Here is a 22,620-nt window from a genome sequence, read left to right on the forward strand (position 1 = left end):
CTCCGGACTCTTAACTAAAAAATTATGAAATGCCCATTCTGTGGTTTTGTCGAAGACAAGGTTATTGACTCCCGTTCAAGCAAAGAGGCCGATGTTATTAGGCGCAGGCGGGAATGCCTGAAGTGCGCGAGCCGCTTTACAAGTTATGAACGCATAGAGGAGATACTTCCGCTTGTGGTCAAAAAAGACGGACGGCGCGAGGCCTTTGACAGACAGAAGATAATACACGGCCTTGAGAAGGCGTGCGAGAAGAGGCCTGTCAGTGTCGAGGAATGGGAAGCGCTTACAACAAGGATAGAGAAGAAACTGCAGGCGCTCGGCGAGAAAGAGATAATGAGTTCTCTTATCGGAGAGGAGATAATGACAGGGCTTAAAGATATAGATGAGGTTGCTTATGTGCGGTTTGCATCGGTCTACCGCCAGTTCAAAGATATAAAAGAGTTCATGGAAGAGATAAAAGACCTTTATTTCCATAAATGATCTTTTTTGTCCCCATATCACCGCTGCTTTTATCAATCATTTGATCCCGTCTTCCTTGACAATGAAAATCATATAAAGATATTATTTATACAGGTAATATATGTTTGAAAAGTTCACGGAAAAAGGCAGAAAGGTAATCATCAATGCTCGGGATGAGGCTGAGAAGCGTCAGAACGACTATCTCGGAACCGAACACCTTCTCTTAGGCATACTCAAAGATGAAGACGGACTGCCTTTAATTATCCTCAAGAAGATGGGGATTTCCGTGGGCGAACTGCGTATCGAAGTAGAACGGAACCTGCCTACAAGCTCCAGCATCCTTGCCTTTGGTGATATCCCCTTTACACCCCGTGCAAAAAAGGTTCTTGAACTTGCTGTAGAGGAAGCCCGTCTTCTGGGCCACAGTTATATCGGAAGCGAACATCTTTTAACAGGGCTTATCAGAGAAGATGAGGGCATTGCAGGGAAGATACTCAGAAGCCTGGGCGCCAATCTTCTTGCAGCCCGCCAGCTGGCCATTAACCTTTCAATACGCGGGACACAGCAGGCTGTCAAGGAAAAGAAGAGCAAGACACCCGCGCTTGACGAGTTCGGAAGGGATATGACCCAGCTCGCAAGAAATGGCAAACTTGACCCGGTTATCGGCAGAACCAACGAGATAGAGAGGGTGCTTCAGATATTGGGGAGGAGGCTCAAAAATAACCCTGTTATTATCGGAGAGCCCGGAGTAGGAAAGACCGCTATTGTTGAGGGGCTTGCTCAAAGGATAATCAGCAAAGACGTTCCTGAGAACCTTTATAACAAGAGGATCATCAGCCTTGACCTCGGCGCTCTGATAGCAGGCACCAAATACAGGGGCCAGTTTGAGGAGAGACTTAAGCTGCTCATGAAGGAGATAACCCAATCCGATAACATTATACTCTTCATCGATGAGCTGCATACCCTTGTGGGTGCGGGCGCTGCAGAGGGCTCTGTCGACGCATCCAATATGCTTAAACCCGCGCTGTCAAACGGCGAGATACAGTGCATCGGCGCAACAACATCTGATGAGTACAGAAAATATATTGAAAAGGACGGCGCATTTGAGAGACGTTTCCAGCCGATATTCGTTCAGCCTCCTTCTGTTGAAGAAACCATTGACATGCTTAACGGCCTGAAGAAAAATTACGAATCACATCACAAGATAAAAATAAGTGATGAGGCTATCAAGGCATGTGTCAATCTTTCAGACAGATACATCACTGCCAGGTCGCTTCCTGATAAGGCTGTGGATGTTCTTGACGAGACAGGGGCAAGAATGAAACTGAAGATGTTCATGATGTCTCCTGAGCTCAGGGAGCTTGAATCTGAACTTAGAAGGGTCAATAAAGAGAAGGGGCTGTATATTAAGATCCACGATTTTGAAAAGGGAGCCGCTGCCAAGAAAGAGGAAGACAGGATAAGGGAACTCTATGACAGCCTTCTTGAGAAGTGGCGTGAGAACCAGCAGAATGACATCCCTGTCGTATATGAGGATGATATCGCATATACAGTATCAAAGATCACAGGCATCCCGCTTTACAGGCTTGAAGAGAATGAATCTGAGAAGCTTCTCCGCATGGAGGAAGAGCTTCATAGAAGCATAGTCGCGCAAGATGATGCCGTTAATGTTATTTCAAAGGCGATAAGGCGCTCACGCGCCGGGTTAAAGGCAAGGAAGCGTCCTATCGGCTCCTTCTTCTTCCTCGGCCCCACAGGTGTGGGCAAGACAGAGCTTGCCAAGTCCTTGGCCAAATTCCTCTTTAATGATGAAAACGCGCTTATAAAAATTGATATGTCTGAATATATGGAGAAGTTCAATGTCTCCAGGCTTACAGGCGCGCCTCCGGGATATGTAGGATATGAGGAGAGCGGCCAGCTTACAGAGACAGTAAGGAGGAGGCCCTATTCAGTCATACTCTTTGACGAGATAGAGAAGGCTCATCCGGATGTCTTCAATGTGCTTCTGCAGGTGCTTGATGAAGGGGTGCTTACTGATAATCTCGGAAGGAAAATTGATTTCAAGCACACGATAATAATAATGACATCTAATGTCGGCACAAGGTTCACCGACAACATGACTCCGCTTGGTTTTCAGAACGCGGCTTCAGAAGATAAATACAAAGAGATCAAAGATAGAGTTCTCAGCGAGCTTAAACAAAAGTTCAACCCGGAGTTCCTGAACCGCATTGATGATATTGTAGTCTTTCATCAGCTTGAGAAAGCACATTTGGTAAAGATCGTTGACCTTCTGATGATCGATCTCAATAAGCAGCTTCTTGATCAGGACATCACGGTAGAGCTGAGCGATGATACAATAGAGTGGCTGATCGACAATAATTATCAAACAGCTTACGGCGCAAGGCCTATGAGAAGGGCGATCCAGAAATATATAGAAGACCCTCTGTCCGAAGAGATCCTCAGGGGAAGATTCAGGGAATTAAAGAATATCAGGGTTGTTATTGAAGACGGCAAGCCTGTTTTTATTGAGAGCGGTGTGGAAGAGCTTGTATCCAGCTAATTGTTCCCGATGACTTTTCCTGAAATTAATCTTTTGTGTCAGCATCTTCATTAAGGTAGTTTTACCTTTTTATTTTATAGTCTTTTATTAAAGACAGAGAGGTTCAATGCAGATAGAATCCATGACAGGTTTCGGCAGCGCTGAAAAAGGCGATTTCAGCGTTGAAGTGCGTTCAGTTAACCATAAAAATCTTGATATCCATTTTAACGCGCCCTCATATCTTTACCGCCTTGACGCTGATATCAGGAAATTTGCAAAGGATAGTTTTAACAGAGGCCGCATTGATATCTATGTTTCAAAGCTTTCCGGCAATGATAAGAAGATACATATAAATACCAGGCTGGCACAGGAGTATCAAAAAGCCCTGCTCTCATTAAAGAAAGAATTGAAGCTTAAGGATGATGTCGGGTTGAGCTTTTATACAACCTTAAGAGATATTTTTTCATCGGATGATCCTGAATTAAATGTCTCTGATTTTAACTCAGCGCTTCATTCAGCGCTTAAGAAGCTGAAGATCTCCAGGCGCAAGGAGGGGAAGGCCCTTGTGGCTGATATTAATAAAAGGACACTGACAATAAACAAATATCTGTTGCGGATCGAGAGCAGGAGAAAGAAGATCACAACAACCGCCGTAAGCAGCCTTCGGGACAGATTGAAGGATATTATGAAAGATGCTCATCTTGATGAGAGCCGCCTGATACAGGAGGCCGCGATCCTGACAGAGAGATCTGATATTACCGAGGAAGCGGTCAGGATAAAAAGCCATCTCAACTATATGAAGGATATAATCAAGTCCGGAGACACGGTCGGGAAAAAACTGGATTTTGTCATACAGGAACTTCGCAGAGAGGTCAACACTATAGGCTCCAAGAGCTCTGATATCGGGATCACTGTCTCTGTCGTAGAGATGAAGGATGAACTTGAAAAGATCAGGGAACAGGTACAGAATTTACAGTAATTGGTAGAGGATATGAGCGTTAAAAAAACGGCATCTGAAAAAAAAGGGGATATCTTTATTGTCTCTGCTCCGTCCGGCGCAGGCAAGACGACCCTTTGCTATGAACTTCTAAAGAGAATCCCGAGGCTCAGGCATTCGGTCTCATATACAACCAGGCCGCCCAGAAAAGGCGAGGCTGATAAGGTTCACTATCATTTTGTGACGAAAAATAGGTTCATGAAGATGATAGAGAATAATGAGTTTGCAGAGTGGGCGATTGTCCATGGAAATCTCTACGGCACCTCCATAAAAAAGCTGGAAGAGTCAAATAATCAAGGGTATGATATAATACTTGACATCGATGTCCAGGGCGCTGCCCAGATGAGGCGCAAGTTCAGGGATGCTTTTTACATATTTATCCTTCCGCCAAGCAGCAAGGCACTGAAAGAGAGGCTGAGCGGCCGGAAGTCAGACTCTAAGGAAGAGATAAAAAAGCGCCTTGAAAGGGCGATAGACGAGATGGCAAGCTACAATAAGTATGATTACATTATTATCAATGATAAACTGGCAGATGCCTTAAGAGAACTCGAAAGTATCATTATTTCTTCGAGATTAAGAACAAAGAGGGCTGACCTCAGCAGGATAAATAAAATTACAAAATAAATATCTGCAGTTATAGAAAGAGGAGAGAAAAATGGACATAATTTCATTGCCGATCGATGTTGATAAAACGAAGATAGAGGGGAATTACAGGCTGGTAGTTGCAGCAGTCATCAGGGCCAAGGAACTTGCAAAAGGGGTGCCGCACGAAATATACACCAACTCGCAGAAGGTAACAACCATTGCCATTGAAGAGATAACTGCCGGCAATCTTAATGTCCTTATCGGAGACGAAGCGGTAGAGGCAAAGGAAAAAGCAAAGAAGCTTGAACAGAAGCGCGCTGTTGAGGAATCCAGAGAGACAGAGAAATTCCCTGAAGACCTGACCGAACTTGAGAAAGACCTTAAGGTTTATCTTACAGAAAAAGGCGAGAGGGACAGCAAAAAGGTCATTGAAGAGATCTTCGGAGATGGCAAGAATAGTGACTGATGGGGAAAAATATACTCCTTTGCGTCACAGGCAGTATCGCCGCATATAAATCTGTCGGGATAGCAAGACGCCTGATAGAATCAGGTGCCTCGGTCAATGTTGTAATGACCCGGGCATCTGAACGCTTTATCACCCCGCTTACATTTGAGTCTGTAACAGGCAAAAAAGTATTTTCAGACCTCTTTGATGAGCCCCTGAGCCATATAAGCCTGCCTGAAGATACTGACCTTCTTCTTATCGCTCCTGCTACTGCAAACATAATCGGCAAATACGCTGCCGGCATAGCAGATGATATGCTGACCACGATACTGCTTGCATATGACGGGCCTGTTCTCATTGCGCCTGCCATGAACTCAAAGATGTACAGCAACCCCATTGTAAAAAAGAATATAAAATATCTTTCCGGCCTTGGAGTGAAATTTATCGGGCCTGAATCCGGCGCTCTTGCATGCGGAGATAAGGGTGTAGGCAGGATGTCTGAACCCGATGATATAGTGGAAGCAGTGATAAATGAACTTTCTGTCAAAGATCTGAAAGGCAGGAATATAGTTGTTACGGCCGGGCCCACCATAGAGCCTATAGACCCTGTAAGATTTATTTCAAACAGATCATCCGGCAAGATGGGCTATGAGATAGCGCGCGCAGCATCAAGGCGCGGAGCAGATGTGACGCTTATCAGCGGGCCTTCTTCTTTAACGCCGCCGGCTGGTGTATCTTTTTATAAGGCCGGGAGCGCCACTGAAATGAAAGATATTGTCGATAAGAAATTCCGTTCATGTAATGCTGTGATAATGACCGCAGCTGTCTCCGACTTCACTCCTTCTGCAGCGAGCAGCAGCAAGATCAAAAAGGGCGAGCTTGCTACTCTGAAATTAAAGCAGTCGCCCGATATCCTTAAGGAGCTCGGTAAAAAGAAGGGCCGGCGGATGCTGGTTGGTTTTGCAGCAGAGAGCAGTAAAGATATAGTGAGCGCAAAAAAGAAGCTGAAAGAGAAAAACCTTGATATGATAGTTCTTAATGATATTACAAAAAAGGATGCGGGTTTTAATGTTGACACCAATATTGTTACGATAATAGACAGAAACGGCAATGCGGCAGACTATCCGAAGATGATGAAGAGCGAAATAGCTGATTTGATACTTAACAGAATGGTGGAGTTATGGGAGACAAAATGAAGGTTTTAGTTATACACGGCCCCAACCTTAATCTTCTCGGACAGCGTGAATCAGAGATATACGGCACAAAGACGCTTCATGATATAGACGATATGCTCAGGGCGCTTGCTGCTGAGCTCGGCGTTGAGGTTTCCATCAGGCAGTCAAACCATGAGGGAGAGATCGTTGATATTATTCAGGGCGCAAAAGAGTTCGGAGCAATCGTCATAAATCCAGCCGCTTACACACACACCAGTATCGCCATAAGGGATGCTATCGCCGCAGTGAACGTTCCTGCGATAGAACTGCATCTCTCTAACATCCACAGCCGCGAGGAGTTCAGGCAGAAATCTCTCATCGCACCTGTCGCAGCCGGGCAGATCTCGGGCTTTGGATATAACAGTTACCTTCTTGCTCTCAGAGCTGCGGTATCAATTATAAATGCAAAACAAGGCAGCTCTTAAAAAGCTTATCCCGAAACTTTGTGTTGACGGGATACTCATTACTAACCTCGTCAATGTAAGATACCTCAGCGGTTTCTCCGGCTCATCCGCGTTTATTATCCTGACTGAAAAGCATTCCATTTTCGTCACCGACTTCCGCTACAAAGAGCAGGCTGCAAAAGAGATTAAGGGCTTCAGGATAATAATTGAAAATAGCGAAAGGCCGAAAGAGATAAAAGCACTTTGCATCAAGTTCGGGATAAAGACGCTTGGTTTTGAAGCGGACGACCTGAAATATTCTTTTTATCAAAAACTTCTGAAGAATAAGATAAAGCTTAAGCCCCTGAGTAATACCGTAGAATCACTTAGGATCATTAAATCAGACTATGAGCTGTACAATATCAGAATAGCTGTAAAAAGGGCTGAAAGGGCATTCAGAAGGCTTTTACCACATATCAAAAAAGGTGAAACTGAGAGGGCGCTTGCACTGCGGCTTGAGGGTCATCTGAGGGACGAAGGCTGCGAAAAACTTCCATTCGGGGCTATAGTGGCATCCGGGCCGATGTCTGCATTTCCTCATGCCAGGCCGACTAACAGAAGGCTCAAAGCCGGTGACCTGGTGGTATTTGACTGGGGTGGCGAGTGTGAAGGGTATTTTTCCGACATGTCCAGGACAGTTTTGCTTAACGGCAAAAATCTTGATAATCAGAGATTTGTATACTCTGTTGTGTTAGAGGCACAGAAGAGGGCCATCAAAGCTGTAGGGCCGGGAGTGATGTCATCTGCCATTGACGCAGCAGCAAGGGACTATATGAAACAGGAGGACCTTGATGATTTTTTCGGCCATGCAACGGGGCACGGCGTCGGTCTTGCAATTCATGAAAAACCTGTAGTATCATGGCGGAGCAAAGATGCCGTGGAAAATGGTATGGTATTTACTGTAGAACCGGGGATATATATACCGGACTTTGGCGGGGTCAGGATAGAGGATATGGTTGTTGTAACAAAGAGCGGCGCCGAGGTGTTGACCGGGCTGCCGAAGAAATTAAGAATAATATAGAGGTGAATAATTGATAACTACAAGCGAGTTCAGAAAAGGGGCCAAGATAGAGATAAAAGGGGCCCCGCACGAGATAGTAGAATTTCAGCATATAAAGATGGGAAGAGGCGGCGCAATCGTCAAGACAAAGGTCAAGAACCTCAAGACCGGCAGCATCTTTGAGGAATCCTTTAAGGGCGGGGAGAAGGTTGATACGCCCAATCTTGAAGAGAAGTCGATGCAGTATCTTTATAAGCAGGATAACTTATATTACTTCATGGATACGGAAAGCTATGAACAGTTTCCCCTGACCCTTGAGCAGCTGGGAGACGCGCTGAAGTTCATAAAAGAGAATATGACCGTCAAGATCCTATATTACAAAAATGAACCGCTTACAGTGGATATCCCGTTATTTGTAGAGCTGAAGATAGAGAAGACCGACCCCGGATTTAAAGGCGACACGGCAAGCGGAGGCAGCAAGCCCGCAGTGCTTGAGACAGGGGCTGTAGTAAAGGTCCCGTTCCATATAAATGAAGGCGATATCATAAGGGTGGACACAAGGACATCTGAATATATCGAAAGGGTGAAATAATGGAACTTGATGAGATAAAAAAACTGATTGACCTGCTTAAGGATACGGACGTCACGGAGTTCTCCTTTGAAAAGGACGGGACAAAGTGCAAGATAAAGAAAGAGAGCCACCTTCGTCCTGCCGGAGTTGCACATCAGATGATGCAGCCGGTTACACAAGCGGCGCCTGAGCCTGAGAAACCCGTAGCGCCGGCAGCTGTGGAATCTAACCTTGTTCCGGTAACATCTCCTATCGTGGGATTTTTCTATCCGTCTCCATCTCCTGATTCACCTCCGTTCGTAACGGTAGGCAGCAAGGTTGAAAAAGGCCAGATACTCTGCATCGTTGAAGCCATGAAGCTGATGAACGAGATAGAGAGCGATACCAACGGAACAATAAAGAAGATACTCCCTTCGAACGGCCAGTCCGTTGAGTACGGCGAGACACTCTTTCTCATCGAACCCCTTTCATGAAACTCTTCAATAAGGTCTTAATAGCTAACAGGGGCGAGATCGCAGTAAGGATAATCAGAACCTGCCGCGAACTCGGCATAAGCACTGCCGCTGTTTACTCTGATGTGGACAGGGACGCTCTTCATGTAAGGCTTGCTGACGAGTCTGTATGTATAGGCCCCGCGTCTTCTGCGCAAAGCTATCTCAATATTCCCGCTATCATAACCGCAGCAGAGATCACAGACTCCGAGGCCATTCATCCGGGCTATGGTTTCCTTGCGGAGAATGCGCAATTTGTTGAAGCATGCAACGCCTCAAATATCACATTCATCGGCCCGTCCGCAAAAAATATCCGCGCAGGCGGAGACAAGGCAAAGGCAAGGTCTCTGATGAAGGAGCATAATGTCCCTGTAGTGCCGGGAAGCGACAGTCCTGTCGTAACAGAAGAGGACGCGATTGCAGTAGCCAAAAAGATCGGTTTCCCGCTAATCATTAAGGCATCAGCAGGCGGCGGCGGCAAGGGTATGCGTGTTGTGAATGATGAGAGCGAGGTGGTAAAGATGTTCCATACCGCGCAGAAAGAAGCGCTCGCGGCATTCGGCAACGGCGAGCTTTATATCGAGAAGTTCATAACTGACATGAAGCATATCGAGGTTCAGATACTGGCTGACAATAAAGGAAAGATAATACACCTCGGAGAGCGCGACTGCTCCATTCAGAGAAGGCATCAGAAGCTTCTTGAAGAGGCGCCTTATATATTTTCCAATAAAGAATTCACCGCCAAGCTCGGGCATGCTGCAATAGCTGCTGCCAGGGCGTTCAAATACAGAAATGCAGGGACGATAGAGTTTATCTATGACAAGGACGGAAGCATCTACTTCATGGAGATAAATACAAGGGTACAGGTGGAGCATCCCGTGACCGAGATGGTGACCGGCATTGACATCATTAAAGAACAGATAAAGCTTGCAGCAGGCCTGCCGCTTTCCTATAAACAGTCTGACATCAGATTCACAGGCCACTGCATCGAGTGCAGAATAAATGCCGAAGACCCTGAAAAGTTCATACCGTCACCGGGCAAGATCACGCTCTTCATCCCGCCGGGAGGCCGCGGTGTTAGAGTTGACACAGCTGCATATACCGGCTGGAATGTGCCGCCTCATTATGATTCGCTCATAGCAAAACTTATAGTCCACGGCAGGGACAGGGCTGATGCCATAAACAAGCTCAGGAACGCGCTCAAAGAGTTTATTGTAGAGGGCATCAAGACGACGATACCTCTGCACCTCAGGATACTTGACAACCCGGAATTCATCGCCGGGAACTTCAATACCGATTTCCTTGAGAAGAATCTGAACCCAAAGAAGCCGATCATCACTGACCCTGTTGAAGATAAACTTCACTAAAGAACGGAAGTTATACCTCATCTCAGACAGGGATATCGCCTGCCTCTCACATTCAGCTATCGCGAAAAAAGCGCTTACAGCAGGAGTGAAAATCATCCAGCTCAGAGAAAAGAAGCTCAGCAAAAAAGAGATATTTGCTGAAGCATCATCGATCAGAAAGTTCACCCGCAGTCATAATGCAATATTAATTATCAATGACTATATAGACATCGCCCTTGCCGTTGATGCAGACGGGGTTCATCTGGGTCAGGATGATATGCCTATGAAAGAGGCGAGAAAGATATTAGGCAATAAAAGGATCATCGGCATATCAACTCATTCGGTTAAGCAGGCGGTTAAGGCGCAGGAAGAGGGCGCTGACTATATCGGCTTCGGCCCGATATTCCACACATCCACAAAAGACGCAGGAAGGCCGAAGGGGCTCAAGATGCTGGAAGAGGTCAGAAGAAATATCTCAATTCCCATAGCTGCGATCGGCGGCATCACATCTGACACCGCATCAAAGGTATTGAGTTCAGGCGCTGATGCGGTCGCGGTAGGTTCAGCCATACTCAGGGGAGATATGAAAAATAACATTGACATCTTCTTATCAGTCATAAAATAATCGTATACTAATGCTATGAACTCATTCGATATATTCGTACTTGTAATAATGGGGATCACTGTGGCATTCGGCCTTGTCAAAGGCCTTGTCAAACAGGTCTTCTCTATCATCGGTATTGTTGCGGGATACCTTCTTTCGGTTAAGCTGTATGAACCTGTCTCAAACTATTTTTTCGGGCCGGATAACAGCATGGCAAAAATAGGCATATTTCTCGCTATATTTATCGCCTGTATAATCATTGCCGCATTAAGCTCAAAAGTGATAGATAAGTTTATGGAAACGATCGGGATAGGCTGGGCAAACCGCATTGCCGGAGGCGGGCTTGGATTTCTGAAAGGCCTTCTGATAGTCTCGGTCATCGCTGGGGTTATCTCAACATTCGTAGCGTCTGAGAGCGCTGTAATAAAGAAGTCAGTGACACTTCCTTATCTGCTGAAGGTTGTTGATGCTGCAAACGATATCATCCCTGACAATCTTCAGATCAGGTACAGGGGCAGTAAAGAGAAGTAGGGAAGAACTATAGTTGTTCACCGCTCCTGTAAAATCTGATCCCGACCTTTTCAACCGTCGCAAGCCCTTCCTTTACAGCGCCGTCTATCATCGGCAGGAACGCCTCTATCTTTTCAGCGGTATCGATTATCTCAACCACTATCGGCAGGTCGCTTGAAAGCCTCAGTATCTTTGCGGTATGAAGCCTGCTGTGCGCGCCGAATCCTTCCAGCCCTCTAAGCACTGTCGCGCCCGCAATCCCGCTCTCACGCGCCATCCTGACAATCCATTCATAAAGCGGTATGCCTTCATGCTTGTCGCTCTCGCCTATGAAGATACGCAGCAGATGCCCTGTCTCTGTAAGTTCCATCTCATTCCTCCTTAAATAGCGCGCGATATCGCGTTGCCGATCCAGACTGCGGATAAGCAGATTGTAATATGAAAAATTATATTTGCAAAGGCCTTCACATTTTCAGCATCGCGGAAGAGTGCCATCGTCTCATGCCCGAATGACGAGAAGGTGGTGAAGCCTCCGAGGAAACCTATAAAGAGAAAGAGGCGGACATCAGGCCCCAATACATTTCTTGCCTCAGCAAGCCCGCCGAGAAACCCTATGACAAGGCATCCAAGCACATTGACCACAAGCGTGCCTAAAGGAAAGCCTGCAAAGGGCATGGCGTCATACACCCAGCCGCTGAGCAGATACCTTGCGACAGAGCCGAGAAAACCGCCTGAACCTACGATAATTATTTTAGTCACTATCGCTCTCCTAAATTAAAAATCTTTAAAATTATAACAGAACCTATATTCCAGTGTTTGACATTTATCCTTCACTGTTTCATAATTATTTACTAAAATCAATAAAAACAAGGAGATATCATCACTATGAGAAAGCTTTTCATCAGGTCTTCTTTTATACTTGCCGTTCTGTTTTTCACTCATTTAAGTGCTTATTCCGCAGAAAGCATAAAGCTCGGCATAGCAGGCGCTCACAGCGGCGATCTCGCTTCATACGGACTTCCCTCTGTAAAGGCTGCTGAACTTGTTATCAAAGATATAAATGCAAAAGGCGGAATACTCAATAAAAAGGTTGAGCTATTGATCGAGGATGATGTGTGCAAACCTGAGATAGCGGCGAACACAGCCGCAAAGCTCATCTCAATGCATGCGGATGTTGTCATGGGACATATATGCAGCGGCGCCACAAAGGCTGCGCTCGGGATATACAGAGATTCAAAGATAGTTCTAATGTCTCCGTCCGCCACCAACCCTCCGCTCACGCAGAGCGGCGACTATCCGAACTTCTTCCGCACTATAGCATCAGATGACGCGCAGGCAAAACTTCAGGTTGATTTTGCACTCAATACGCTCAATGTAAAGAAGATAGCAGTTCTTCATGACAAGGGAGACTACGGCAAAGGGCTTGCAGAGTTCGCAAAGAAGTTCCTTGAGGATTCAGGCAAAGCAGAGGTCGTGCTGTATGAAGGCATAACTCCCGGCGCGGTCGACTATTCCGCTGTTGTGCAGAAGATAAAGCGTTCAGGCGCGGAAGCGGTCATCTTCGGAGGCTACCACCCTGAGGCTTCAAAGATCATCACGCTCATGAGAAAGAAGAAGATGAGCACATACTTCATCTCTGACGACGGGGTTAAGGACGACACATTCATCAAGGTCGCAGGGCAGTACGCAGAGGGAGTTTATGCAACAGGCCCGAAGGATGTCTCAAAGAACCCGCTCGCGCTAAAGGCGAACAGCGATCATAAGGCTGCATATGGAACAGAGCCGGGCGCTTTCTTTCTGAACGCTTACGCAGCAACGCAGGCGCTTATGAACGCCATACAAAAGGCAGGCTCCACAGATTATGCAGCGGTCACAAAAGCGCTGAGAACTGAGTTTGTGGATACACCACTCGGGAAGATACGCTTTGATGAACGCGGTGATGCAGCAGGTGTCGGCTTCTCGATGTACAAGGTGAATAAGGGAGTTTATGAGGAAGTGAAGTAAGGCAGGTTAGACATCTCTGATGCGAATCTTGTTAACTGTTATTACAACGAATTTGCCATAAAGCGACGCCCCGTGTTCGTTAAGCACTTTGATCAATGAATCGGTGATACCTTTTAAATCTCTGCTCTCGTATCTCAGGAATATTACGCTTATATCCTTTTCATTTCTTGCAAATACCCAATGGCCGAAATCGCTGTCTTCCGTTAAAAGGATCGCTTTGAAGCTTTTCGCCATCCCAATGACTTCTTCATCTGATATGCCCTGATATTCCCGAAGTACCGATAATACATCAAATGCTTTGTTTTTCAGCGCAATGACTATTCGGAAATCAACATCCTCATCAGCAAGGATCTTAAACTGCAATTATCTCCTCCCTGGAAATAACATTTGCTGAATATGACAGAACCGCGAGAATGTCTTCTTTTTTTAGATGGGGATACGCCTGGAGTACATCATCGATTGACATCCCCTCCGAAAGCTTCTTCAAAATGAGTTCGACTGTTATCCTTGTGCCTTTTATTACTGGTTTGCCAAGCAAAATCTTCTGATCTGATACTATTCTGTCTGTGTAGATCATAAAATTACCTCCTGATTGTGTTTATTTTACCCCTTTCCCTATACAATGGCAATCTCTTATGGAGACATGGCGTTTCAGGAACGGCACTGAGGAAGCGCGCCGGAAGAAATAAACCTGTATCACGATGATGACGGTCAGAAGAATAGTTTTAAAGAATAGTTATAAGACACAGCTTAGTTTTCCAGTGCTTCGATATACTCTCTTACTAACTCCACAACTATCCTTGCATCCTTAGTTTCTCTGCTGTATATACTCCAGTATGTTCTCTGTAAATAATCATCAAGCACGTCATCAATATCTTCCCCATCTTCTTTGATTTCCTCTATGACACTTTCAGCTATGCCTTTTATGTTCCAGTTCTTATAGTTATTTTTACTGACCATCGACTTCCCTCCCTTATGTTAGCATGTTAACATGATAACAATGGTTTAATAGTTTGTCAACATGTTATTTTGTTGACAAGATTATCTTTTTAAATTAATCTAACAAAAAAGGAGGACGATCCAATGGTCAAAAAAAGCTCGACTGCAACAGGCGTTTCAACGGCAAACAAGGTTTTTGGGGTTAGGATGGATCAGGAACTGGCAAAAAAGCTGAAAATTTTGGCAATTAAAAAGAATACGCAGGTTTATAAGCTTCTTGAGGATGCCATTACTGACTACTTAAAAAAGCATAAGGAGCTTTGAGGGGGCTGGAATATCGTCACTCAATCAAAGCCAAAATTGTCCTTCATCTTGCAATAAATGAGAGTGTGAGCAAAGCATGCACAAGCTTTTCTATATAGAAGTTATATCAAAAGGGGTTATAAGCTTGTATAGCGTTGCGATATCTTTGGATTTCACCCTGAATTGGCTCCTTCGTTTTGTTTTCTTTTTAGAAGGATCTGAAGCATTTTCAAGTTTTATACCGGGGTCATAATATACTTTACAGTCAGCAAATGCAGCAAGAAGTTTTAAGAAATCAGTACCTTCACAAAGTCTTACAGTGTTGCCGTAAGAATATTGAAGAAGAGGAATATCCCTCTTTATTGATGGGACATATACCGCCTGATTGTGTTTCCTGTTCCAGTGGTTCATAAGATCGGAAAAAAACCATTCAGCAGCAATTTCGTCCCCGTTCTTTACAAGAGCAACTGAGCCGTTTTCATCTATTATTTTTCTTTTCACAACATCATAGCCTAGAAGTTTAAGACTTAAGCCAGTTGTTGGGTGCAGTTTATCTACATAGTGAACTCCGCCAAAATTATATCGGTCTGCTCTTCCAGCCTTGTCAGCGTATCCATACTTGATTATGAAGGCTTCTACGCCCTCATCTCTGTAATAGCCTCCTTTAGGCTCAGGCGTCATAAGTGTCATAATGCCGCTCTCATATTTGTCGAATTTGGTGACGTGGTGTTGTTTTACTTCCCAGCCAAGAAAATCAGGGTCAGAAATTCCATTAGGGATGATGCCAAGTTCTGCTTCAAGTGTATACCCGCCACAGTTTGGAGCCAGACAAGGCAAAATATGTTTTTGGTTGTCAAGTCTTTTTGAATCTATCCAACCTGCTTTGTGAATCCGCTTTAGCTCTTTTAAAAGTAACGATTTAGAATCCGCTATAAAAGTACTACCAGAAATATGTATTTCGCTGAACACACCCACTTGAGGCAATTCACCAAGAGCAAGAAAGTCCACAGCAAGTTTATCAGATGGTGCTACGACATGACCAAAGATTTGTCCATCAGGCCTGACCCCTATGAATAATAAACGTCCCGCCATTCTTGGTACCATTAGATTTGAAGGGGCATTACTACAACCTTTCAGAAACCCAGAAAACCGTACTTCAGGGTATTGGGGGTATAAAATAAGTTTTGCTTCCGGTGCCAAACATTCATAGCCAGCAGCATCAATCCATGAGAATTGCAGGTACGCCTTGAAAAGTCCATTTTTGTCGGGCTGAATCTCAATATTAGGAAAAAAATTGATGGCTTCAAATCCCATTCCGAGATAAACCTGGTTTTTTGAGTTGTCATTGTCTGCAAGTTTTTTGACAAGGATTCTGGTACAATCCTTATCCGCAAACAACTCAATAAGTCGTTTAACTGGAGAATCTTTATGCATCAACCTCTGATTTCCCGATATTTAGATTTTGATCTTAACCATTTCATAGCTTTTGCAGTAATTTTATCAAATTCCTTTTCTCTATTCTTGTTTGTGCCGCGATAGGAACATTCCCATATAAGTAGAATTCTCCAACCAAACTTTTTCAGTGTAGCGATATGATCGACATCTCGCTCTCTGTTTCCCTCAAGCTTCCCCATCCAAAACACCTTATTTGATGCAGGCCATCTGAAAAGGTGGCAGTCATGAACATGCCAAAAACAGCCATTAAAAAAAATTACAGCTCTATAACGCGGTAATACTATGTCAGGCTTACCCGGAAGCCTCCGGTCATGAAGACGGTATCTGAAGCCAAGAGCAAAAAGTCTTTTCCGTATTTCTAATTCATGTTTGGTGCCTTTACTCCGAATGCCCGCCATCATCCGGCTACGGGTTGACTTATCAACAATGTCAGCCATGAATAATTATAAACTATTCAGGCAGGCTTTCCGTTGGATAAGAAGGGGCTGCAGGTCTTGACAAGCTCTCCTGCCACTGCTGAAACAACAGGAACAGCGACAGAATTACCAAACTGTCTATATGCCTGTGTGTCGGAAACAGGAATTTTAAAACTGTCATCAAAACCCATAAGTCTTGCACACTCACGGGGTGTAAGTCGACGGGGGTTGGAATTTGGGATTTTTATAAGTATTTCGGATCCGTCTTTATAATATCGGGCACTCAATGTACGCGCAACTGATTTTCTGTCACAAATGCCATATCCAAAGCCATTACCCTTTAGTCTGTGCTTTTCTGCGTAATCTTGGAGATATTGCCACAACTTGGTAGAAAGAATATATTTAGGGTCTACTTTTTTTTCTAGAATTTCACTTAAGGTAATTCTCTTCCTTACTGGGTCAGGAAAGCTAAACTTAGGCATATCTCCAAAAACTTTCCTGTCAAACCCGACTATAAACAGTCTCTCACGGTGTTGTGGCACATAGCAACTTGCGTCAATTATGTCAGCAAAAACTTTATAGCCGAGTTCTTTCAGGGTTCCTTCTATTATCTTATAAGTATTCCCACCATCATGTCCCTTTAAATTTTTTACATTTTCAAGCATGAATGCCTTAGGCCTCTTTTTCTCAAGTATTTCAGCAATTTTAAAAAATAATGTGCCCTGAGTTTTGTCTTTAAATCCGTGTTCTCTTCCTAGACTTTTTTTCTTCGAAACGCCAGCTATTGAAAAAGGCTGACAGGGAAAGCCAGCAGTCAGAATTTCATGATCAGGTATTTCATTAGGTTTTATTTCATTGATGTCGCCATGTGGCAATTCTCCAAAATTTTCAAAATATGTTTTCTGGCTCCAACGGTCCCATTCTGATGAAAATATACATTTACCACCATTTACTTCGAACGCTGTTCGTATTCCACCAATCCCTGCAAACAGGTCGATAAAAGTAAATCTGTATTTTCTGTTATCTTTGTCCGCATTCCTGAATGCAAAAAAAGGCTCCTTATCTTCTGCAACCATCATTATTGATTTTTCAACAAATTCCTGAATGCTGTAATTGTATTCTTTGGCTTTTTTGAGAAGCTTCTTGTGTGTATTTGGATTAAGCTTTATATGGATCTGCGGCATTTTCACCTCTGGGAAAGTTATATACCAAATTATACCCAGAGGACAATTGTTTTGTAAAGCTACAAATATATGACGTGTTGATACTGTAACTAAAGATAATTATTAGATACCATACAAAAGTGGGAACAGAAAAACAGGGAAGGGCGGTAATGGCTAATCAGAGGGATTATTCTTCTTTCCCGAATCCTATGATCTTTTTTGCGTTTTCAGCCGGAGTGGCTATTAGCTGGCGTATGGCGTCAAAGACTGCCCTAAACTGCGCATCATATTTCTTTTCCATGGAATCTATCTTTTTTGTGAGTTCTTTGTGAGGGGACAGAACTATTCTTAACCTGACAAAAGACCGCATTATCTCGATATTGACATCTACAGCACGCTTGCTCCTCAGAACGCTGGAGAGCATGGCAACGCCTTGTTCAGTGAATGCAAAGACATTTGGAGCATGCTTTATATTTGAACTTATCACAAATTGTGATAAGTTCATTATTTCTTCCCTATTAAGAGAAAACATAAAGTCATCAGGAAAACGGTCAATATTTCTGCGGACAGCCTGATTCAGCGCCCTTGTTTCAACTCCATAAAGCTCTGCCAAATCCTTATCAAGCATAACTTTATGCTCTCTTATGAGATAAATCTTTTTTTCAATGATCTCAGCAGGGATAATATTGCTCATGGTTTAATTAAAAACTATGATTACGAAAAATTTCAAGATAACGAATTAATCTGTGCAGCAGTTATCCATTTTAATAAAGCACCTGACACGCAATTCCTTCTTTTTTAAATCCCTTCATCAACTCTTTCCCCATATCCGAGAAGAAACTATCCTCCATAGTTTAAAGTAAGAATGAGTCACAGGTTAAGTTATTAGCTTGAAAAATACAATCGGTTATGGTTTTTAATTGTAGTCATGACTGATTTGATACCTGTAGAACTTATTGAGGGGAAAATATATCTGATACGAAAACAGAAGGTTATGCTGGATCAGGACCTTGCAAAATTATATGGGGTTGAAACAAAGGTACTGGTTCAGGCAGTAAAAAGAAATATAGACAGGTTCCCTGATGATTTTATGTTTCAGCTTAATAGCCAAGAGTTTGTAAACTTGAGGTTACAATTTGTGACCTCAAGTTGGGGCGGTAGGCGTTATCATCCATTTGCATTTACCGAGCAGGGTGTTGCTATGCTATCATCTGTTCTTAAAAGCAAAAGGGCTATACATGTCAATATAGCGATAATGCGTGCCTTTGTTAAATTAAGAGATATGCTTTCAACGCATAAAGAATTAGCCAACAAGCTGATCATTCTTGAAAATAGGATAACTAATCAGGACAAGGCGATATACACAATATTCGAGGCCATTAACCACCTGAAGAGCGAACCAAAGATAAAACATAAGAAGATCGCCGGTTTCGGAAAAGATTAATTATTACTTCCTGATATAAACCAACTTCAATAAAGCACCTGACACGCAATTCCTTCTTTTTTAAATCCCTTCATCAACTCCTTCCCCATCTCTGAGAAGAAACTATCCTGCATTGCCCACATCATACCGTGTTCTTTGTATAACCTGTCAGCGTAATGATAGTTCAGCCTGTCTATCAGCACATGATCCACCTTGCCCTTTAATTCACTGACCAACCCTTCGGCACCCGGCAGGACCGGCGCTATCATGGCAAAGGTCTTGATACCTGCGGAGTGAAGTTCAGCTAATGCCTCAATCCTCTTATTCACGGGCGGGGCACCGGGTTCAAAGATCTTTCTAATCTTGTCATCGGCAGTGGTTATTGTGAAGCCGACCTCGGCATCGCCTGCTCTCTTCAGTATCTCAATATCCCGAAGGACAAGAGGGGATTTGGTCTGAATGGTAAAAGGCCAGTTGTTCTCTGCGAGGATGGAAAGGCATTGCTTGGTGATCATATACTTTCTTTCCAGAGGCTGATAAGCATCGCAGACTCCGCTTATCCATACCCGGCCGATCTTTTTCTTCTTTATCTCATTAGCCAGAAGCTCAGGCGCGTTTATCTTCACATCAACAAAATCCCCCCATGGTTCGGTATGGCCTGTAAACCTCTTCATGAACTTGGCATAGCAGTAAACGCAGTTATGCGCGCATCCGACATACGGATTTATGGCGTAATCATAGATTTGGGATTTTGAAAGGATACTCTTTGCGGTGATCTCTTTGATCTTCATTTTTTATAGAATAACAAAAAATGATACCCCTCGTAAGGTACAAACGACACCCCACCTAACCTCCCCTTGGTAAAGGGAGGAACTGACGACACCCCTCTATATCTCCCCTTGTAAAGGGGCGAATTTTAATCCCCTCCTTACCAAGGAGGGGTAGGGGAGGTTATTTATCTTTTACTATGTTCAATCATTGTCGCAATGACACCATCTACATTTTCATATACTTCTCTATTAGTAAATCTAAGAAACTTTATTCCGTATGACTCAATAATTAATTGTCTCTCTTTATCACAAACATCTGCTCCGTCAGTGAAATGAGAGTCACCATCAACCTCTATGGCTAATTTTAGTTCTGGCGAATAAAAATCTACCACAAAATTATTTACGCTATATTGGCGTCTGAACTTATAGCCGTTTAATTGTTTATTCTTAAGTTTAGACCATAGGACAACCTCGGCCTTTGGCATATTATTTCTCAGAAGCCTTCGCTTATCCTTCTCATTGTATTTATTAAATAGCTTTGTCATAACAAAACTAACGACACCCCACCTAACCTCCCCTTGGTAAAGGGAGGAACTAACGACACCCCTCTGTATCCCAGCCTACCGGCAGGCAGGTCCCCTTGTAAAGGGGCGAATTATACAATCCCCTCCTTACCAAGGAGGGGTAGGGGAGGTTATGATAATGTATTTAATTAAAAAGCATAACTGACTAAATTTTCAAGATAATGAATTAACCATCCCCGCCTATTTACATCGTGATATAATACTGAATTCAACTTTGGCGTATGGGGGCTATGGAATACTTTTTTGAGCTTCTGCTCGGGGGGCTGACACGCGGCAGCATATACGCTCTTATCGCTCTCGGGTACACGATGGTGTACGGCATTATCGGGCTGATCAATTTTGCGCATGGCGAGATATACATGATCGGCGCATTCACCGCGCTTATCATCGCAAGCGTTCTAACTGTCTTAGGCTTTAATGAAGTATCCATCCTTGTCCTTGCCTCAGCAGCAGCTGTCATATACTCTTCAGCTTACGGTTTTACCATAGAGAAGATAGCATACAAACCTCTCCGCAGCGCGCCCAGGCTGTCACCGCTTATCAGCGCAATAGGGATGTCCGTATTTCTGCAGAACTATGTGCGCCTTGCCCAGACCTCAGACTTTCTCCCTTTTCCGTCGCTCATACCTGAGTTTGAATTCATGGAGAATTACGAGCATATATTCAGCTCTGCAGAGCTTGCCATACTCCTTACCACAACAGTGGTCATGCTGATACTTACACTCGTCATCAAATATACGAAGGTTGGGATAGCGATGCGCGCGACTGCGCAGGACAGAAATATGGCGATGCTTGCCGGCGTGGATGTGAACAGGATCATCTCAATAACATTCATTATCGGCTCTTCACTTGCCGCGATTGGCGGAGTTCTTATCGCATCCCACATAGGACAGATAAATTTCAATATAGGATTTATCGTCGGCATCAAGGCGTTCACAGCTGCTGTGCTCGGCGGCATCGGCAGTATCCCGGGGGCTGTCCTCGGAGGCTTCTTTCTCGGATGGGTCGAGAGCCTTGCAACAGGGTATGTCTCAAGCGACTATGAGGATGTATTCGCATTTGCTCTGCTGGTTCTGGTTCTCATATTCAGGCCGGCTGGGATACTCGGCAAGTCAGGTTCGCAAAAGGTTTGAGCGTAAATTAATGATCAATATCACTGAAATAAAAAGATCTCTTCTCGCATCAATATGGTTCATCTTCCTAACATTTCCGATCATGGTGATACGCGTGAATCCGGTTGAGAATGTCATTGAGTGGAGATGGCGGAATATGGCGTTGATCGGCGTCGGCAGCTTTTTATTATCTTTTTTATGGAGATGGATGATAAAGAGAAAAGAAGCGGGCATTAAGAATGAAGCCTCAGGAGAGGCGGCAGGTATTACAATATTTCATAAGCTCAAGAGCAGGCCTGCCTTATTTATCCCGTCAATCGGTTCTCTCATTGTATTAACCGCATCATTTCCATTTCTCTTTTCTGCATATCAGGTAAATATAATGACCACGGCGCTGATGTATGCGGTGCTCGGGCTTGGGCTTAATATTGTTGTCGGGCTTGCAGGACTGCTTGACCTTGGATATGTGGCGTTCTACGCGGTGGGCGCTTACAGCTACGCACTTATAAATCTTCACTACGGCCTCGGCTTCTGGACCGTCCTGCCTGTGGGGGCTTTATTAGGAGCGCTCTTCGGCATACTGCTCGGATTCCCTGTGCTTCGGCTGAGAGGTGATTATCTTGCTATAGTGACACTCGGCTTCGGCGAGATCATACGGCTGATTCTTGAGAACTGGAACGCATTCTCGTTCGGCCCGAGCGGGATCGCGAATATACCGCGGCCGTCTTTCTTCGGCATCGACTTATCACTTCAGTCAGCGACAACATACATCTACTTCCTGATGATCTGCCTCGCGCTCTTTACCGTTATCGTCGTCAACAGACTTTCGGACTCGCGCATTGGCAGGGCATGGCTTGCCTTGCGGGAGGATGAGATGGCGTGCCAAGCGATGGGCATAGACAAGACAAAGACAAAGCTCTCGGCATTTGCTTTGGGCGCGACATGGGCAGGAATGATGGGGGTGGTATTTGCGGCCAAGACGACATTTATCAATCCCGCCAGCTTCACATTCCTTGAATCAGCGATGATCCTGTGCATAGTAGTGCTCGGCGGCATGGGCTCGATGATCGGGGTTATTACCGCGGCTTTCATACTTATACTTCTGCCCGAGTATCTGAGGGCATTCTCTGAATACAGGATGCTCGTCTTCGGCGCGGTACTTGTCATCATGATGGTATTCAGGCCGCAGGGGTTAATAAGCAATGTGCGGCGCACTTATAGGTTTGATAAGACAAAAGATTAATAAG

At 44.4% G+C, this 22,620-nt stretch carries 29 protein-coding genes; 18 read left to right on the forward strand and 11 right to left on the reverse strand.

Annotated features, from left to right (window positions below; all coding sequences use genetic code 11):
* Positions 1 to 24: 24 nt before the first annotated feature.
* From nrdR to Q7U10_09640, 13 genes are all read left to right on the forward strand, one after another.
* Positions 25 to 480, forward strand: a complete 456-nt coding sequence (nrdR, locus tag Q7U10_09580) for a transcriptional regulator NrdR (protein MDO8282852.1) — start codon at positions 25 to 27, stop codon at positions 478 to 480.
* Between the two features lie 100 nt (positions 481 to 580).
* A complete protein-coding gene (locus Q7U10_09585; GenBank protein ID MDO8282853.1) occupies positions 581 to 3,019 on the forward strand; it encodes an ATP-dependent Clp protease ATP-binding subunit in 2,439 nt (812 codons plus the stop codon).
* A 106-nt stretch (positions 3,020 to 3,125) separates the two neighbouring features.
* Positions 3,126 to 3,977: a YicC/YloC family endoribonuclease gene (locus Q7U10_09590; protein ID MDO8282854.1), complete on the forward strand. Its 852-nt coding sequence runs from the start codon at positions 3,126 to 3,128 to the stop codon at positions 3,975 to 3,977.
* 12 nt (positions 3,978 to 3,989) lie between these two features.
* The gene (gene gmk / locus Q7U10_09595) at positions 3,990 to 4,619 is read left to right on the forward strand and encodes a guanylate kinase (protein ID MDO8282855.1); all 630 of its coding nucleotides are present in this window, start codon (positions 3,990 to 3,992) and stop codon (positions 4,617 to 4,619) included.
* 31 nt (positions 4,620 to 4,650) lie between these two features.
* Positions 4,651 to 5,046, forward strand: coding sequence for a DNA-directed RNA polymerase subunit omega (gene rpoZ, locus Q7U10_09600; protein MDO8282856.1), 396 nt, complete (start codon positions 4,651 to 4,653; stop codon positions 5,044 to 5,046).
* On the forward strand, positions 5,046 to 6,221 hold the full coding sequence (coaBC, locus tag Q7U10_09605) for a bifunctional phosphopantothenoylcysteine decarboxylase/phosphopantothenate--cysteine ligase CoaBC (GenBank protein MDO8282857.1): 1,176 nt from the start codon (positions 5,046 to 5,048) through the stop codon (positions 6,219 to 6,221). The genes rpoZ and coaBC overlap by 1 nt, the downstream gene beginning before the upstream one ends.
* Positions 6,218 to 6,664, forward strand: a complete 447-nt coding sequence (gene aroQ / locus Q7U10_09610) for a type II 3-dehydroquinate dehydratase (GenBank protein ID MDO8282858.1) — start codon at positions 6,218 to 6,220, stop codon at positions 6,662 to 6,664. The genes coaBC and aroQ overlap by 4 nt, the downstream gene beginning before the upstream one ends.
* On the forward strand, positions 6,642 to 7,703 hold the full coding sequence (locus Q7U10_09615) for a Xaa-Pro peptidase family protein (protein MDO8282859.1): 1,062 nt from the start codon (positions 6,642 to 6,644) through the stop codon (positions 7,701 to 7,703). Before aroQ ends, Q7U10_09615 begins: the two co-directional genes overlap by 23 nt.
* A 10-nt stretch (positions 7,704 to 7,713) precedes the next feature.
* Positions 7,714 to 8,274 carry an elongation factor P gene (gene efp / locus Q7U10_09620; protein ID MDO8282860.1) on the forward strand — a complete coding sequence of 187 codons (561 nt, stop codon included), beginning with the start codon at positions 7,714 to 7,716 and terminating at the stop codon, positions 8,272 to 8,274.
* Entirely contained in the window at positions 8,274 to 8,726 is a 453-nt protein-coding gene (accB, locus tag Q7U10_09625) for an acetyl-CoA carboxylase biotin carboxyl carrier protein (GenBank protein ID MDO8282861.1), read from the forward strand. Before efp ends, accB begins: the two co-directional genes overlap by 1 nt.
* A complete protein-coding gene (gene accC / locus Q7U10_09630) occupies positions 8,723 to 10,111 on the forward strand; it encodes an acetyl-CoA carboxylase biotin carboxylase subunit (protein ID MDO8282862.1) in 1,389 nt (462 codons plus the stop codon). The genes accB and accC overlap by 4 nt, the downstream gene beginning before the upstream one ends.
* Entirely contained in the window at positions 10,092 to 10,715 is a 624-nt protein-coding gene (gene thiE, locus Q7U10_09635) for a thiamine phosphate synthase (GenBank protein ID MDO8282863.1), read from the forward strand. Before accC ends, thiE begins: the two co-directional genes overlap by 20 nt.
* 15 nt (positions 10,716 to 10,730) lie before the next feature.
* Positions 10,731 to 11,225, forward strand: coding sequence for a CvpA family protein (locus Q7U10_09640; GenBank protein MDO8282864.1), 495 nt, complete (start codon positions 10,731 to 10,733; stop codon positions 11,223 to 11,225).
* A 7-nt stretch (positions 11,226 to 11,232) separates the two neighbouring features.
* Here Q7U10_09640 and Q7U10_09645 read toward each other — a convergent pair whose 3' ends face one another.
* Entirely contained in the window at positions 11,233 to 11,574 is a 342-nt protein-coding gene (locus Q7U10_09645; protein MDO8282865.1) for a DUF190 domain-containing protein, read from the reverse strand.
* An 11-nt stretch (positions 11,575 to 11,585) separates the two neighbouring features.
* The gene (gene crcB, locus Q7U10_09650) at positions 11,586 to 11,963 is read right to left on the reverse strand and encodes a fluoride efflux transporter CrcB (GenBank protein MDO8282866.1); all 378 of its coding nucleotides are present in this window, start codon (positions 11,961 to 11,963) and stop codon (positions 11,586 to 11,588) included.
* Between the two features lie 126 nt (positions 11,964 to 12,089).
* On the opposite strand from crcB, the gene Q7U10_09655 reads away from it, so the two are divergent.
* Complete coding sequence (locus tag Q7U10_09655; GenBank protein MDO8282867.1) at positions 12,090 to 13,208, forward strand: branched-chain amino acid ABC transporter substrate-binding protein; 1,119 nt, start codon at positions 12,090 to 12,092, stop codon at positions 13,206 to 13,208.
* A gap of 6 nt (positions 13,209 to 13,214) precedes the next feature.
* Here Q7U10_09655 and Q7U10_09660 read toward each other — a convergent pair whose 3' ends face one another.
* The 3 genes from Q7U10_09660 to Q7U10_09670 form a co-directional block, all read right to left on the reverse strand.
* A complete protein-coding gene (locus Q7U10_09660) occupies positions 13,215 to 13,571 on the reverse strand; it encodes a DUF5615 family PIN-like protein (protein MDO8282868.1) in 357 nt (118 codons plus the stop codon).
* Complete coding sequence (locus Q7U10_09665; GenBank protein MDO8282869.1) at positions 13,561 to 13,785, reverse strand: DUF433 domain-containing protein; 225 nt, start codon at positions 13,783 to 13,785, stop codon at positions 13,561 to 13,563. The genes Q7U10_09660 and Q7U10_09665 overlap by 11 nt, the downstream gene beginning before the upstream one ends.
* A 173-nt stretch (positions 13,786 to 13,958) precedes the next feature.
* Positions 13,959 to 14,168, reverse strand: a complete 210-nt coding sequence (locus tag Q7U10_09670; GenBank protein MDO8282870.1) for a hypothetical protein — start codon at positions 14,166 to 14,168, stop codon at positions 13,959 to 13,961.
* A gap of 123 nt (positions 14,169 to 14,291) precedes the next feature.
* Between Q7U10_09670 and Q7U10_09675 the strand changes: the two genes are divergently transcribed.
* A complete protein-coding gene (locus Q7U10_09675) occupies positions 14,292 to 14,471 on the forward strand; it encodes a ribbon-helix-helix domain-containing protein (protein ID MDO8282871.1) in 180 nt (59 codons plus the stop codon).
* A 90-nt stretch (positions 14,472 to 14,561) separates the two neighbouring features.
* Here the strand turns inward: Q7U10_09675 and Q7U10_09680 are convergent, their stop codons facing one another.
* From Q7U10_09680 to Q7U10_09695, 4 genes are all read right to left on the reverse strand, one after another.
* Positions 14,562 to 15,884 carry an MvaI/BcnI family restriction endonuclease gene (locus Q7U10_09680; GenBank protein ID MDO8282872.1) on the reverse strand — a complete coding sequence of 441 codons (1,323 nt, stop codon included), beginning with the start codon at positions 15,882 to 15,884 and terminating at the stop codon, positions 14,562 to 14,564.
* On the reverse strand, positions 15,884 to 16,342 hold the full coding sequence (gene vsr / locus Q7U10_09685) for a DNA mismatch endonuclease Vsr (GenBank protein MDO8282873.1): 459 nt from the start codon (positions 16,340 to 16,342) through the stop codon (positions 15,884 to 15,886). Before vsr ends, Q7U10_09680 begins: the two co-directional genes overlap by 1 nt.
* A gap of 17 nt (positions 16,343 to 16,359) precedes the next feature.
* Positions 16,360 to 17,505 (reverse strand): DNA (cytosine-5-)-methyltransferase, encoded by a 1,146-nt coding sequence (gene dcm, locus Q7U10_09690; GenBank protein MDO8282874.1) that lies wholly within the window; start codon positions 17,503 to 17,505, stop codon positions 16,360 to 16,362.
* Positions 17,506 to 17,671: 166 nt separating this feature from the next.
* Entirely contained in the window at positions 17,672 to 18,178 is a 507-nt protein-coding gene (locus Q7U10_09695; protein ID MDO8282875.1) for an ORF6N domain-containing protein, read from the reverse strand.
* A 234-nt stretch (positions 18,179 to 18,412) separates the two neighbouring features.
* Here Q7U10_09695 and Q7U10_09700 point away from each other — a divergent pair, with 234 nt between their 5' ends.
* The gene (locus Q7U10_09700; protein MDO8282876.1) at positions 18,413 to 18,928 is read left to right on the forward strand and encodes an ORF6N domain-containing protein; all 516 of its coding nucleotides are present in this window, start codon (positions 18,413 to 18,415) and stop codon (positions 18,926 to 18,928) included.
* A gap of 26 nt (positions 18,929 to 18,954) precedes the next feature.
* Here Q7U10_09700 and Q7U10_09705 read toward each other — a convergent pair whose 3' ends face one another.
* Positions 18,955 to 19,698 (reverse strand): radical SAM protein, encoded by a 744-nt coding sequence (locus Q7U10_09705; GenBank protein MDO8282877.1) that lies wholly within the window; start codon positions 19,696 to 19,698, stop codon positions 18,955 to 18,957.
* 164 nt (positions 19,699 to 19,862) lie between these two features.
* Complete coding sequence (locus tag Q7U10_09710) at positions 19,863 to 20,222, reverse strand: endonuclease domain-containing protein (GenBank protein MDO8282878.1); 360 nt, start codon at positions 20,220 to 20,222, stop codon at positions 19,863 to 19,865.
* A 269-nt stretch (positions 20,223 to 20,491) separates the two neighbouring features.
* Here Q7U10_09710 and Q7U10_09715 point away from each other — a divergent pair, with 269 nt between their 5' ends.
* Both Q7U10_09715 and Q7U10_09720 read left to right on the forward strand, forming a co-directional pair.
* On the forward strand, positions 20,492 to 21,394 hold the full coding sequence (locus Q7U10_09715; GenBank protein ID MDO8282879.1) for a branched-chain amino acid ABC transporter permease LivH: 903 nt from the start codon (positions 20,492 to 20,494) through the stop codon (positions 21,392 to 21,394).
* A 10-nt stretch (positions 21,395 to 21,404) separates the two neighbouring features.
* On the forward strand, positions 21,405 to 22,616 hold the full coding sequence (locus tag Q7U10_09720; protein MDO8282880.1) for a branched-chain amino acid ABC transporter permease: 1,212 nt from the start codon (positions 21,405 to 21,407) through the stop codon (positions 22,614 to 22,616).
* Positions 22,617 to 22,620: the final 4 nt, after the last annotated feature.

The sequence above is a fragment of the Thermodesulfovibrionia bacterium genome (genome assembly GCA_030646035.1).
Taxonomy (GTDB): domain Bacteria; phylum Nitrospirota; class Thermodesulfovibrionia; order UBA6902; family UBA6902; genus JACQZG01.